Annotated in this window: 6 protein-coding genes; 3 read left to right on the top strand and 3 right to left on the bottom strand. The window is 66.9% G+C overall.

Features of this window, described 5'->3' with window-relative positions:
- Nucleotide 1: 1 nt before the first annotated feature.
- The 3 genes from NUT86_RS19455 to NUT86_RS19445 are packed head-to-tail and all read right to left on the bottom strand — an operon-like array spanning nucleotide 2 to nucleotide 10,073.
- Complete coding sequence (locus NUT86_RS19455) at nucleotides 2-3,250, bottom strand: helicase-related protein (RefSeq protein ID WP_274736683.1); 3,249 nt, start codon at nucleotides 3,248-3,250, stop codon at nucleotides 2-4.
- Between the two features lie 5 nt (nucleotides 3,251-3,255).
- Nucleotides 3,256-5,169, bottom strand: coding sequence for a UvrD-helicase domain-containing protein (locus NUT86_RS19450; protein WP_274736682.1), 1,914 nt, complete (start codon nucleotides 5,167-5,169; stop codon nucleotides 3,256-3,258).
- Nucleotides 5,166-10,073, bottom strand: a complete 4,908-nt coding sequence (locus NUT86_RS19445) for a DEAD/DEAH box helicase (protein WP_274736681.1) — start codon at nucleotides 10,071-10,073, stop codon at nucleotides 5,166-5,168. The genes NUT86_RS19450 and NUT86_RS19445 overlap by 4 nt, the downstream gene beginning before the upstream one ends.
- Before the next feature lie 287 nt (nucleotides 10,074-10,360).
- On the opposite strand from NUT86_RS19445, the gene NUT86_RS19440 reads away from it, so the two are divergent.
- Genes NUT86_RS19440 through NUT86_RS19430 form a run of 3 tightly spaced genes read left to right on the top strand, consistent with a single transcriptional unit; the run spans nucleotide 10,361 to nucleotide 14,324 of the window.
- Entirely contained in the window at nucleotides 10,361-12,454 is a 2,094-nt protein-coding gene (locus NUT86_RS19440) for a helix-turn-helix domain-containing protein (RefSeq protein ID WP_274736680.1), read from the top strand.
- Nucleotides 12,451-13,425: a hypothetical protein gene (locus NUT86_RS19435; protein ID WP_274736679.1), complete on the top strand. Its 975-nt coding sequence runs from the start codon at nucleotides 12,451-12,453 to the stop codon at nucleotides 13,423-13,425. Before NUT86_RS19440 ends, NUT86_RS19435 begins: the two co-directional genes overlap by 4 nt.
- Nucleotides 13,422-14,324, top strand: coding sequence for a DUF6339 family protein (locus NUT86_RS19430; protein WP_274736678.1), 903 nt, complete (start codon nucleotides 13,422-13,424; stop codon nucleotides 14,322-14,324). The genes NUT86_RS19435 and NUT86_RS19430 overlap by 4 nt, the downstream gene beginning before the upstream one ends.
- Nucleotides 14,325-14,335: the final 11 nt, after the last annotated feature.

Below are 14,335 nucleotides of genomic sequence, written 5' to 3'. Positions count from 1 at the left end.
TTCAGCTCTCCAGGTAGAGGTCGGACTCGGCATCGACGTCACGGAGACTCCACAACGTGTCGCGGGCCTGCTCGAGGTCGAGGTCGGAGTGGGTACGGAGCAGCGCGGTGTCGGGGTCGCGGTCCGGATTCGGAGTGAAGGTGTACGGCGCTTCGTAGACGAGTTTGTCGTTCTCCCCGGCGAGTCGGAGCCAGTGGGCGATGTAGTCCCGGAGCTGAGCGTCGGTGGCGTCCGCCTCTTCCTTCGCGATCTTGTGTACTCGGGCCACCAGCTGCTGACGCAGTTCGTGCAGCTCTTCCTCGAAGCCCGCCACACGTGCGGCGGCGGAGTTGGGCCGGGCGAGGGGCAACATCAGCCGTGCCAGGCCGACGAAGACCGCATGCAGGGCACGGTCGCGGGCACGGGCGGAGTACGGAGTGACACTGGTCGACTCGACCTCTTTGTAGAGGGCCGAGTGATAGGCGATGAAGTTCTCGTAGTGGGACAGGTCGCGCGAACGGGCGGCGTTGAAGAGGGTGACGACGAGTCCGGGGTGCTTTCGGCCGACACGACTGGTCGCCTGAATGTATTCGGCGGTGGTCTGCGGCTGGCCCATCACGGCCATCAGGCCGAGACGGTCGACGTCGACCCCGACGGAGATCATGTTGGTGGCGAGCACGACGTCCTGGGCCGACCCTGAAATCAAGGTCCGCTCCAGTGCATCCAGGCGGCCCCGGATCTCGCTGGACGGCACCCGACTCGTCAGCTCGCCCGGAACGACCTGCCGGGCCGACCCGCAGTCGTCCCATGCGGCGTGGGTCTTCAGCCGCTCGTTCACATCGGCGTGCACCTGCAGTTCGGCGGCGGCGAGCAACCGAAGGCTGTTGAAGTACCCGATCACGGTCCAGTAGGCGTCACGCACCGCTTCATCGCCCTCGACCTGCTTGCCGCTGTGAAGCAGCGAAGCGTATGCGCGGATCAACAAACTGGCCTGCGAAACACCTGGTGTCAGCAGGCCGACATAGCGGCGTGATGCCTTCTGCTCGGCCGGTGCCTGTACCGCGAACCAGGAGTCACGGGCATCCAGACCGGCCGGGGGGAATTGTGCGACCTTCCGGTCGAAGAGGGCCCGGCCCTGCTGCTGGGCGCGGCGGATGGTGGCCGTCGATGCGATGATCTTGGGCTTGTCCGCTGCCAGGTCGATCGCTGCCTCGTACAGGCCGGCGAGCGTGCCCAGAGGGCCCGAGATGAGGTGCAACTCGTCCTGGACGATCAGCTCGGGCGGCGGTGTGCCACGGGGGCCGGTGCTGCGGTTGAACAGGGCTGCCACGTCGTCCCGCCAGGCCATCCGCGCAAACTTGTCAGCGGTGGCGATGACCAGGGTGGGGCGCACCCGATACAGCTCGGAATCCACCACATGCACGGGCAGGCCGTCCCGATAGGCACACTCGCTGTCGGGGCAACGAATCGCCATGTGTCCGCGATCCGTGTCGACCGTGTAGTTCTCCACCCCGAGGGCGCTGCCGCACCATGGGCAGGCGCTGAGCTGGACCGGGTTCTGCTCCTGGAGGGTCGCACCCTTCTGCAGCTTGCGGAGGGCGGTCTTGGCTTCGTCGAGGGTGTTGGGAGTGGCCGCCTTACCGACCCACATACCGATGGAGATCGGCTCGTGTCCGAGGAGGCCGGGATCCTCGGCGCGCACTCGATCCATGGCGCACATCAACCGGGCTGCGCGCTCGAACTGCTGCAGGGTGAGCAGCCGGAGGGTGTAGCGCATGAGCACCGTGACGCCGGCTCCGGCCTCCCGTTCTCCGTTTTCGTGGTGGCGCAGCCGACGGTTGAACACAGTGAAGGCGATCAGACCGAGATAGGCCTCGGTCTTGCCGCCACCGGTCGGGAACCACAGCAGATCGACGGTGTCGCGATCCGCGTGCTCGGGGTCCACGATTCCGTTCAGGCAGAGGAGCAGAAAGCCGATCTGGAACGGGTGCCAGGTCCCCTTCGGCCGAGGCTTTCCCCTTCGGCCGTCCTTGATCCACAGGCTGCGGCCGAGCTGCAGCGCCATGACTTCGTTCGCCTTCCGAAAGGCTTCCATGGCCCGCTTGTTGGCCGGATCGTCGCCTGCCAGCAGCTCGATTCCTGCTGCCATGCGCCGCTCGGCCTCGCGGCAGTGGTTGAGCTGTTCCTCGGCGAGCTGGAGGTATTCGGTGTCCCCGTACGGACCGCCCCGCAAGCCCACGAGGTCGGCTTCGCGCGCGGTGATCCACTGTCCATAGGCGTGGACCAGTTGTCGGAGTGAGGAGATGACCTCATCCGGAGCGGCATCGGCCAGAGTCTGCATCCCGAGGTGGCGTACGTCGATGTCGGGGTTGGAGTCTGTGAGCAGCACCTCGTACGTCGGAACGGACTCGGTCCAGACGGAGGCAACTCCGGCGGTTTCGGACGCAGCGGCGTGACCCGGAGTGGGGGGAGTCCAGGACCAGTCGGCGGCGCAGCCGTGGCCCGTTGCGAAGGCGGGGGAGTGCCGGTGGAGCAACCGATTCAGCCGGACCTCGGCATCCACTCCGCCCTCCGCCGGGCGTTCCACCAGGGCGGGTGCCCCGTCGGGCACATCGATCCGCAGACCTACCTGAAAGAAGCAGTGGGTGTCCTTGATGTCCCGTGTCCCCACACGGTGTGTGTTCACCAGTGTGGCGGTCACGGCCACAGTGCCCCGGGCGTCGCTCGGCCGGCGTACTCGTATGCGCAGCTCCAGGCCATCCGCCAACTCGATCGGGGCGTGATCGGGTCGCGTGACGTCGATGGTCGGGGTGCGCAGTTCGAGGAGGCGTCGACGCCAATGCAGGTCTTGCGTCCGCGTGGTGCGGCGCTCGGCGCGTTGCGGCACGGTCGACAGACCTCGGCCGTCCACCGGGTCGTAGACCGCAGCGGTGGGGCTGATCCGAACGGTGCGGCTGCGGGACGGATCCACCACGAACGTGAGGCCGGTCGCCGACGGGCGCGGCACGTTCGCCAGGGTGATGCCCGTGTCCGGCACCTCGTCGACGGTGAGCGTCGAGTCGGCTTCGTCGTGGTCGTTCTCGTCCGCCTCCTCGCGGGCGAGCTCGTCCGCGGTGCGTGGGAACAGGACTCCGGTGACGTAGGTGGTGACGGGCCAGTCGTCCAAGACCTCGGTGGCGTCCGTGCGCACGCCGGTCGGGCCCAGCAGATCGGCCTTGAGCCGGTCCACCAGCTCGGCACGGAAGCGGTAGTGCTCCTTGTGATCAGGCATAGTCGTCAGTCCTTGTCCGTGGGGTCGTACTCGAAGCGCCCGAGGCCGCTCGGTCGGGGGGCGAGCCATATCCCCAGTTCGCCGAGACCGACCTGGTGCCCGGCGGCACGCTCCCCGGCGACGGTCTCGATCACGTCGATGCGGAGGCCCGTGAGGCGCCGGGGCCAGTTCCGGGGCAGGAACGTGCGCGACTGCTGCAGATGTCGGTACAGGTCCACTCGAAACGCCTCCGAGGCGACGCCTATCTCCCGGTGCTCATGTCGAAGGACGTAGCCAGGACCTGTCCGACCGTCGTGGTCCGCGGGCACCTCGTCGATCCGCACCAGCTCGACGGGGTCACCGGAAGCCACCTCGGAACGGAGGTAGTTCTGGAGTGCGACGGCGTTGTCCTCACAGCCGCGGCCGGCTGCCGGGTGCCCGACATGGATGTCGCCGCCAAGGATCTCCATGCCCGAGCGCTTCCAGTGCTGGAAGCCGAAGCGTGCCCAGCGGCCGGTCTGCTTGTCCTTGCGGACCAGCCGGAATCCCTTGTGGTCGGGGCGGACCTGCTCAGGCAGGTCGAGCCGGTAGATCTCGTCGCGCGCTCGGGTCATGGCCACGTACAACGCGCGCACGCGGTCGGCCGCATCGACACCGAGCGCAACATCGCTCGTGCCGATCCGACCGGGGTCGACCACCAGGACCCGGTCGAACTCGAGCCCCTTGGCCCGGTGGAAGGTGGAGATCACCAGCGGATGCGGGGGCTGGGCCGTCAGCTCGTCGGGCAGCCTGCCTGCAGCCAGCGCGTCGCGCAGCCGCGAAAGGTCGATGCACTGCCCTGCGCGGTCCCGGGCGCAGGCGAGCAGGACGCGCCACATGCGCTCGCGGTCCAACTTCTCGGTGACGCCGTGCAGGGACGGATGGAGATCGTCGAAACGCTGTCGGGTGAGGCTCAGAGCTCCGGGGGCGGCGTGCGCGAGGTCGTTCAGCCAGGCCGGGACGGCCCGGTCCTGTGCGGCGCGGCGCAGTTGATGCGGGACACCGAGGCCGTGCAGCCACTCGGAGATCAGGAGTGCCTCGCCGTTCGTACGGCAGAGCACGGCAGTGGAGATGGTGATGTCGAGCAGTGACTCCCGGATGAACGGAACGGTGATGTCACCGAAGTCCAGCCGTGCTGCGAGCTCCGTACGCAGGTCGTCGTGGATCCGATCGGCCTCGGCGAAGGTCACACATCCTCGCATTGCACCCTCGAAACGCAGTGCGGAGCGTGCCTCCTCCGTCCGTGCACGGAAGTTGCGGGTGAGGGCCAGCTCGATCAGGTCGTCCACGAAGAAGTTGCGCAGCCAGTCGAAGAAGCGGTTCGTCTCGATCTCCCGCTCCGCCGGGGCGGCGACCTGGAAGCCGTAGATCGCCTGTGCCGGGTCACCGACGATGGTGAAACCGCAGTCGTATGCCTCCAGTAGCACTTCCACCAACTCGCGCCGGTCGCCCACCAGATCCTGCACCTCGTCGATTACGAGGTGCCGGAGTTCGTCGAGCCACTCGGGGGCGGTCTGTTCGTCGGCGATCACCTTCGTGGCCTCGCGGATCCGCTCGTCGAAGGGACGGGAGCGCCAATCGACATCCCCCGCGACCTCGGTGAGGATCTCCATGGCCCAGGAGTCGAAGGTCGTCACCCGCACATGGCGGGCACGGCCGCCGTACAGCGACAGCCGCGCCCGCAACTCGCGGACGGCGGCGCGGGAGAAGGTCAGGACGAGGACATCGCCTGTCGTCAGGCCTTCGTCGGAAACCAGTGCCTCGACACGACGCACCAGGGTGTGCGTCTTTCCCGCACCTGCCCCCGCGGTGACCAACAAGAGCGCGTCGGCGGGCAGGCCCACGACGGCGAGTTGCTCGTCGGTGAGCGGCGGGGTGCCCTCATAGGGGCCGGTGCTCATCCGTTGCCCTCCCACAGGTGCTCGAACTCGGTGTACGCGAGATCGCGTCCGAAGTTCTCGATGTTGTCGCGAACGTTGAGGATCAGACAGTTGTCCTTGCCGCCGTTGAGCGGGCCCCGCAGGCCGCGGCCGATCATCTGTACGTACGTGTTCGGGCTGAAGGTCGGTCGTGCGACGACCACCGCGCGCACGGCAGGGGCGTCGAACCCCTGGGTGAGTACGTTGTAGTTGGTCAGGACCTGGATCTTCCCGTTGCGGAACGAATCGATGCGACGGTTGCGCACCCCCGTGGGGGTCGTGGAATCGACCGGAGCAGCAGTGATCCCACTCTCGTTGAGCAGCGCTGCCAGGACCTGGGCATGCTCGACCGAGGTGCCGAAGACCAGCACGGGCCAGTGCTGCGGCAGTCGCTCTATCTCCTCGACGATGCGTTTCGTGCGGCCCACGTCCCGCGCCATGCGGGCAGTCACCGCGGCGGGCAGCGTCATGCTGTTGCTGCTCATGACCTGGGCGATCTGATCCGGGCTGAGGGAGTAGTTGCCGCCGGGGAGCTCCCGCTGCTCCACCTGGGCAAGCACACCGAGCTCCTGCAGGTGTGGATACGGGTCGTCGCCGTCGAAGACGTCGCGGTCCAGTCGCTTGTGACCGAACCGTGCCGCCAGCCGTCGGGTTTCCTCCTCGCTGCTGCCCCTGAACGCCGTTGCGGTCAGCCCCACGAGATGGCGCGAGGTGCGATGCTGGTCGATGCCGAGGGCGTCAAGGATCTTGGTGTACGTCTTCGGAACGGCGAAGTGTGCTTCGTCGACGATGACCAGTGCAGCGTCACACAGCCAGGCGTACGGTTCGGTGTCGAGGTGGCGGGAGAGGGTGTCGTCGACGGCCACCACGACCTGAGGGCCGGTCGTGGCCGGTTCTGCAGCCACGCCGCCCCACATACGGCTGATCCGCAGGTCCTGCTCAGGGCCGGTCTGGGACCAGACGAACTTCCAGGTCTCGATGGCCTGCTCGCACAGCTCGGTGCTCTGTGCGATCCACAGGATCGGGCCTTGGAGGACGCCGTCGGCGATGGCCTGCACGGTGGCCTCGACGGCGATGCGGGTCTTGCCCGCGCCGGTCGGGATCTGCAGCATCGACCGCTTCTCGTCGCTCTGCACCAAGTGCTGGTACATGTTCGCGACCAGCCGCATCTGATACTGGTGCAGAGGGCGGGGCTTGCGCGGTCCCTGCACGGTCTCGAACGGCGGAGGGGCCTGGCTCGCCTCCTGATCACCTGCCCACTCGGACGGAAAGCCGTACATCTTCACGAACGAACGCGCTGCGTGCCCACCTGTCCAGCGCCGCGGAGCATCGAAACCGGCTTTGGTCAGCGCAAGGGAGAGCTGACGGAGCACCTCTTCGCCGTGGGTGGCGATCACCAGCTGAGCGATTCGCAGTTCGTCCGGTGCCTGGCCGTTCAACTCCTCATCGGCCAAAAGGAGGCCCGGTGGCAGCTCCTCACGAAGCCGTTCGGCACCGAGGGCGAGCAGAAGCTTCCGGGCGGGTTCCGGCTCCTGGCGTACCTTCAGAAACTGCTCGTTATCCCGGTCCTTCTGCTGTTGCGCCAGCATGGCACGGCAGCCGGACTCGCCCAGCCGCAGTTCCAGCACCCGATCGACCGCGCACAACACCGCAAGCTCGTCGTCCGGCCCGCACAGCAGCACGGTATCGGCGTCACGTGCCTCGGTGAGCGGCTCCTCGCGCTTTCCGTCAGGGGTACGTACGACCCTGGCGAGGTGGGAACAGTACGAAAGCTGCCACAGGGTTCCTCGGGGCAGTCGTTGACGCAGCCGGGGATAGATGTCGGTCAGCTGTACCGGATCTCCCAGCACCACACAGTCCAGTTCTTCCTGGAGAAGCTCGGACGGGGCCTTCAGCGGCCAGTCCGCGATCATTCTTTCCGCGTCCTCGACGGTGGGAACCAGCAGTGCGGGCACGCTCTCCCGCACGAGAATGCGGTACTGCTCCCGATCGGCGGTGACCGCGATCTCCTCGTCGTTCCGCGTCGTCCACTCCTCACCCACCTGGCACCGGGTCAGTGTCTCTTCCGGCCACGGAATGTCGTCGACGTCGCGGCTGGTCAGCAGTGCGTAGGCGCTACCGACGAATTCGGCGTCCGCACTGTCGTGAATGCGCCGGAAGAGTTCCTCCCACAGCGCCTCGGGCACGGAACCGAGGTCCGCCGTGAGGCGCAGTACGCGCGCCGTATCCGTGTCGATCGCGGCCACTGGCAGCAGCTTCGGATCCACATCGGCCGCCGGCGAGAGGCAGGCGCTCGGCCTTCGGCCACCGAGCGAAGTGGGCACCACGCCCTTCTGCCACAGCATCCACATGATCGGGGAGTACACCTGTTGTGGGGAGTTGCGGTGGGAACCGACCTGCAGCGTCCAGTTCTGCACCAGGCCGTGCCGGGGCAGGTGCTTCACGAACGCGGCACGGCCCTCGGGGGACAACCGGGGGAGAAGGTGGAGTGGACCGGCCGGGTTTGCGCCGCTCACCAGCAAGGTCTTGGGACTGGGGCGGCGAGCCGTGCTCGGCAGGCCCTTGTAGTAAAGCTTGTGGACCTTGTCGAGGTATTCATGGAACCAGTCGTCCGCGCGCGGGTCGCAGTCGATCACAGGTCGGTCGGTGGCGCCGAGTTCGCGCAGCACGGTGAGATCGGCGCTGTGGAAGTCGGGGGCGACAAGCAGTTCGGCGTCCCGGCTGCCGTCGCCGGGTACCACCGGCCCGGCGAGGAAGGTGTCACGGATGGGCCGGAAGGCGCCGTCGGCGGTGCGGACCTTGATCACGAGTGAGGGGGCCGGGATCTTCGCACGGATGGCCACGGCGGCCCGACCGGCACCGGCCTGACGCAGCAACGTCCAGAACGCCTCCCAGTCCGTACGGCCGTAGCCGTCGAAGCCGCGGTCCAGGACGGCCTTGAAGCGCCCTTCGGCATCCGCTTCCGGTATACCGAGTGCCTCCAGCGCGTGGCGCGCATTGTCGTCGGCGACGACCTCGGGATGCACATACGTCATGTCGCCCTGCAGCCCGCTGCCGGCGACGGGGCTACGACGGTAGACCTGCCCCCGCCCGAGTGCGGGGGCGATGAGATCGCCCTGCTCGGTGAGCAGGACACGAGCGTCGGCCGCCCGGGCGCAGTGGGCCGACTCCATGTCGGCGACGATGCGCAACGCCAGGGCGGATGCAGCGGGGGTGCGGTCCGCCACCAGGGCCTCGAGCCACTCGGTCACCGAGGCAGCCCGCACGCCGGCAAGCTCCATGATGTCGCGGGCACGGGAACGCCGTTCCCGACTCTCCACGGAACGGTGGCACCAGTCGACCGGGCGGCCCGGGTACGCAGACCACAGCTCCAGCCACTTCTCCTGGAGATCCTCCGGATGGAGTCGAAGCTCCTCGGGCTTGCGCAGGGTGCCGCGCTGGTCAGGAAGCGAGGGAAGACGAGCAGCGGCCTCCAGCACCTTCTTGCTGAGCGTCTCGTCGCCCCACTGGGAGGCTTCGCGGCCACGGGCCGTGAGCAGGGTCAGGTACGAGCCGGGATCTGTCTTCTTCGCCAAAAGGGGCAACGAGGAAACGATCAACTCCGCGGCCTCTGCCAGGAGTTCGTTGTTGAAGTCGCTCTTGGTGAGATTCTGCCGGTCTTCGGGGGTTTTCCATGGCGCGTTGAGGATCCCGGTGAGCGTGGTGTCGTAGTGCGTGGGGAAGTAGGCCCAGAAGCTGCCCCGCTTCTTCCGGGCCTCGACCTTCTCTCCTGGAACCGCCCAGGAAAGCCGGATCAGCGAGCGTTCGTGAAGCTCGCCCGCCGTCTCCCGCGCTTCCTCGGACGGTGAGTGGTCGACATGGAAGACATCCCACCGCTCATTGCGCCGCGGCTTGCCGTTGTTCTCCTCTGCGACGAGGTGCCTCGTGTGGATGAGCCCGGAATTGCTCTCTTTTGTCGAGGGCATCCGGGTGTCCTGCGTCGTCTGTCGCAGGACACGGTGCAGTTGGTGACGGTCGCGACGATCCTCCAGCACGACCGAGTCCATGTGGGAGGAGAACAGCATGAAGTGGGCAGGGAAGTTGCGCAGGTCCCGTCCCAGGCGATGGGCCGCGCCGTGGAGCAGAGGTAGGACGACCGTGGTACTCGCCCAGGTCATCAGCTCATGGAGCACGGGGTCCTCGGCGCGGTCGTGGGCCAGGTCCAAGGGCTGGGCCATGCGCAGAACCGGAGTCTCCTCGAGTTCGGAGAGGTCGGGCACGACCTCGCGAATGCGTTGCGCGGACCAGGCTTTGTCGAAGCCGAAGCAGCCCGACGTGCTGTAGAAGCGCGGGGCGTCCGAGACGCTCAACACAGACTTCACGCCGACGCCGAAGCGACCGATCTGCCCACCACGCTTACGGGACACGGCCATGCGCAGGATGGTGTCCGCGCCGCCGGGTGTCACCGGGGCCCCCGTGTTGGCGCAGTACAGGTGCGCATCGGTGAGAAGGACGTGGATGCGGCCGCGTCCGGGCCTGTCCTGACTCTCGTCGGCGCCGTTCTGTACAAGCTCGTAGATCTGACGCTCGCCGTACCCGCCCTGGGTGATGCGACGCTCGTTGTTCGCATGCTCCTGAACGTGACCGGGGTCGGCCCGATACACGTCCAGGATGCGGCGGGACTGCTCGAGGACCGTTCCGATGACGTCAGCGGCATCGGAAATGGGGCTGATCATGATGGGGAAGGCTCCCGGGACTGGTCGGGCAAGGCAGGAAGCAGGGCAACGAATGGGTCGAACGTCCCCCGAAGAGAACGTTAGGGCGTGAGACTGACAACGCGGCCGGAATGAAAAACCTCGGCCGTGCAGGGTCGCGGTGCGCCAGGAAGAGCACGAGGCGAAGAGCAAAGCTGTCGGGTCGTCACACCCATGGATGTGGACACACTCCACCCCTGGACCGGCTCATCCGGTCGAACTGATTGCCGATTGCGATCGCGGGGCGCTGTCGATGAACAGAGCTTCCTGCAAGAGGAATTGGCGATCCGCGGAAAGGTGATGAGTCGGACTTTGCACCCAACCTGCCGCCTTTATGGGTGAGAAGCTCGAAGGGAAGGGCAAACGAAATTGTCCTGCTGGCCAGTTGTCAAATAGTCGATGTACGCTGGTTGCCGTCAGCGAGGGGAGGGCCGGTGGACATGGACAACGAGCGCGCCGAGAGCTTCGGCGTATGGCTGGCACGGCAGTTGAAGCGCCAGGAAATGACGCAAGCCGAACTCGCCGCAGCGCTTGGCATCACGCGAGCCGGCGTCTCGGCATGGATCACCGGTCGGGCCGAGCCACGAGAGGACAAGAAGCGTGCGATAGCGGAGGTCCTCGGGACGGACGAAGCGACCGTACATCTCCGTACCACTGATGCGTTCGTTGTTCGACCGATCAGCTGGTATCACCGGCGTGCGCATTCCGATGGCGGCAGGGAATACGGCAACGCCGCAGCCTTCGCCTTCGACGCGGATGTTTCCGTCCTGGCCCGGGAGGCCACTCAGAACAGTCTCGACGAGCGCGACGACCAGACCAGGCCGGTGCGTGTCCGTTACGTGTTGCACGAGTTGACCGGTGAGCACCGGCAGCAATTCCTGCAGGCGCTGCAGTGGGACGAGCTGCTCCCGCATTACGAAGCGGCCGCCGCCCAGAAGCAGAAGGTCGGCCCGGTCATTGCCGAGGGACTACGCCTGCTCCGCGAGACGGATACCCTGCTGTTGCTGCGCGTCGACGACTACAACGCCTCCGGGCTCACCGGGCCTGAATACGACGACGGTCGGTTCGCGGCGGTCGTCCGCCGGCAGCTCGACAGCCACAAGAGCAGTGGGAGTGCAGGGGGGTCGTACGGTCTGGGTAAGGCCACCCTGTGGGCGACGAGCCGTCTGGGACTCGTCCTGATCAACAGTACGCTTTCGGAGCACCATGAAGGGCGCACCGAGCGTCGCGTGATCGGCCGACTCGACCTTCCCTGGCGCCAGGTGAACGGTGAGGCATACGCCGGCCCGGCCTGGCTGGGCGAGGAGGATCCGAACCCGGAATACGGGAGCAAGGGCGTCACCCGCTCCTGGTGGGCGGACGAGGCGACCGTGGACCGGCTGCAGCTGTCACGCGCTGGTTCCGACCCCGGCACGTCGTTCCTCGTCGTCGGTGCCCACGATGCGGCTGGTGACGCCGGGACCGTGCAGGAAATGCACGAGAAGCTCGTCCGGTCGTTGGCGGAGAACTTCTGGGCGGCCATGACCCATGGTGAAACCTCCGCCCCGCTGGTGGAGGCCTCGGTCACCACACTGCGCAACGGACAGGTGCTGATCAAGGAAGAGCGGGTCGACCCGCATGTGCACCAGCCTGCGCGCTCGCGAGCGCTCAAGGCGTACCTGGACGGAACCACCGTCGACCGGCTCACCGGCCTCGATCAAGTGGCCATGGCTCATGTGCCCCTGACCGTACCTCCGTTGAGCGGCGGAGCGGGCACCCCGATGGAACATCACGCCGTGGTGCTCGTGACTCCTGCCGACGATACGGATTCGCTGCCCAACCAGCTGGAGTGCATGCGCGGCAACCGCATGACGGTCAGCGCGCGACGCGTCCCCGACCTGCCGATGGGCACCAACCCGTTCCAGGCTGTGCTGCTGGCCGGGCGGGCCACTGGAAGGGCGTCCGACGATGTCGATGCCGCCGAGAGGTTCCTCCGAGCAGCCGAGCCACCCGAGCACGACGACTGGACCAGGACGGAGGAAGTGGCAGCCACTTATGCACGCGGCGCACTCACACGAATCAGGGACTTCCGCCGCGAGATGAATGTCGCAGTCCGCCAACTGGTCGCGCGCCGTGAGAAGAAGACGGAGGGCGGGCCGGCCGTACTCCGCGAACTTCTTCGACTCGACGCGGCCGGTGCGGCGGGAGGACGTCGCATCGACGGACACCCGACGGTCCGCAATGTCGACGGAGGGCTGGAGCCCTCCGGTGCCTGGCGGGTTCGGGTCGAGGTCAAGCTTCCGGTACGTGAGGACTCCTGGTTGATGGCACCGGTGGCGAAGTTCGACGTCCGCTCCGGCAGCAAACCAGCCGTACAGTGGGCGGAGCTCGTCGCCGAGGAGAACTGCCGGGTGGAGAACGGACACCTCCGCTTCGATCCTGGAGTACGTGCCGCTTCCTTCAGTGGTGTCACCGACATCGAAAGTCACCCGGTGGCCGCCACGATGGCTCGACTGATCATCGACCTGCAGAAGGCGAGGGGCGCAGCCACATGAAGACCTTGATGCCGTACGCCACACTTGCCGGCGCAGTGACCCTCAAGGTGGCGGGGGCGAAGTTGGACGGCCGGGATCTCCCTCTGGAGATGCTCTCCCAACGGGATCGTGTGATCGCCGTCCATCAGGTTGAGCGCGACGCTTGGACGGAGGCCCGATTCGAGCTGCGGGCCGAGCTCCCGGACGCCGAGCTGCTCTCCGGCCGATGGGCCGATGTGACATGTGTGGCTGTCCTCGCGGAGGGCGCGACCAACTCCCGGACCGTCACCCGACTCCGTCGTTCGCCCGACGGCATATGGATCGGCAGCATCGCTCTGGCCCGTGGCAGCTACCGTAGTCGGCCCGAACTCTCGGTGAGCGTCGTGGCCACGGTCGACGGTGTCGAAGGACGAATCATCGGAGTCTCCGACGACAACTGGGTCATCGACCTGGAGGCTCGTAGACCGGAGCGGTATCGCCAACTCCACATCAACGAGATCGATTTCCGGGACGGCGGACAGGAGTGGCTGCGCGCCTTCAAGGACGCCCCTTGGCTCGTCGAGACTTCCGGCGACATGCCCACCGTGCATCTCAACACGGGGTTCGAGGGCATCGCGGAGCTGCTCGACTCGGGTGCCACGCCGATGGAGAAGTCAGTACGCGGGATGCTCGCGGCGCAGATCGCCACCGACGCCTGGACCGCGATGTTCCACTCGGCCGTGAGCGATCTCGAGGTCGGTGAGGACGGTGCCCCACAGTGGCCCACCGGCTGGCGTGACTGGGTGTTGCGCAGCATGCTTTCCGACGTCCTGCCCGAACTTTCCTCTGCAGATGCCCTCTTGGAGATCCATTCCCGGCGCTCGGAGAGCAGCGGCTGGAACGAACTTCAGTTGCGTATCCAGTACGCGGCCTCCCGCCGCTCTCGCGTTGCCAAGAACCTCGGGTCGGTGATCCGAGTACTCGACCGTTCCGGTGAGGGGAACCAGACATGAGCCGTAACATCGAAGATCTCCCGGAGCAACTCGGACGGCTGAGCGATGGCATGGCGGCGAAGAATCTTTCCCGCGGCGTTCTCGCCGGGCAGGAGGACCCCCCGCTGGTGGCTCTTGTGCGTTCTTCGAACTCCGTGGAGGAAGCCGGCTCTCGTTGGAAGGTTCGACCTCTTCGGGAGCTCGTCGACGACACCATTCGACTGCACGCCGAGTCGGACCGTACCCGGGCTGATGCCTGGCTTGCGCCCAGGTTGCACTCCACGCTGCGCCTCACCCGCGCCGAGGCGGCCGACTCCGCACTCTGGAACTTCGTCGCCCTGGTGGTTGCCCCCGACTATGTGGTCTGGCGGCATCTCTCGAAGGGCCGCGAAGGGAAGGGCCCGACAGTAACGGCGGACCGATTCTGCGGTCCGCACTACAAGCATGCCTTCGCCCGCCTGTGGTGGGCCGCCGAACTCTTCCGTGACGGTGAGGACTATCGGCCCGTCGTCACGGCCTGCCGCAACCAGGACATCCTCAATACCGTGTTGCGATTGGACGTGATCGACCACCGCCCCACCGCCCGGGCCGTGACACGACTCCTCGAGGAGCAGACCGTCCGTACGGGCCGCGAGGTCAATGCCCTCGCGACCGCGGTCAACACCGCGGGCAGCACGCTGATGTACGACCTGCTGGCCCCCGACGCGGGGGCCGATGCCGAGGCCCTCCGTCATTGGATCGACGAGTGCGACCTGGCGCCGCCTGTGCCCCGGGACGCACTCCCGGACGGGCCGGACGACGGAGAGGTCCCACGAGGGGCGGTGGACCGCATGGTGAAGCAGTTCGAGACGCTCTTCGCCGAGGCACCGGTACGCGGCAGGGAGCACATGGATACGGCGGGGGCGCCCCACGGCGGTTGAGGTCGCGAGGA

Origin of the sequence: Streptomyces sp. G7(2002) (assembly GCF_028870195.1) — a bacterium.
Taxonomy (GTDB): Bacteria; Actinomycetota; Actinomycetes; order Streptomycetales; family Streptomycetaceae; genus Streptomyces; species Streptomyces nigrescens.
Note: the sequence above shows the minus strand (reverse complement) of the source record. Positions and strands in the feature narration are given on the sequence as shown.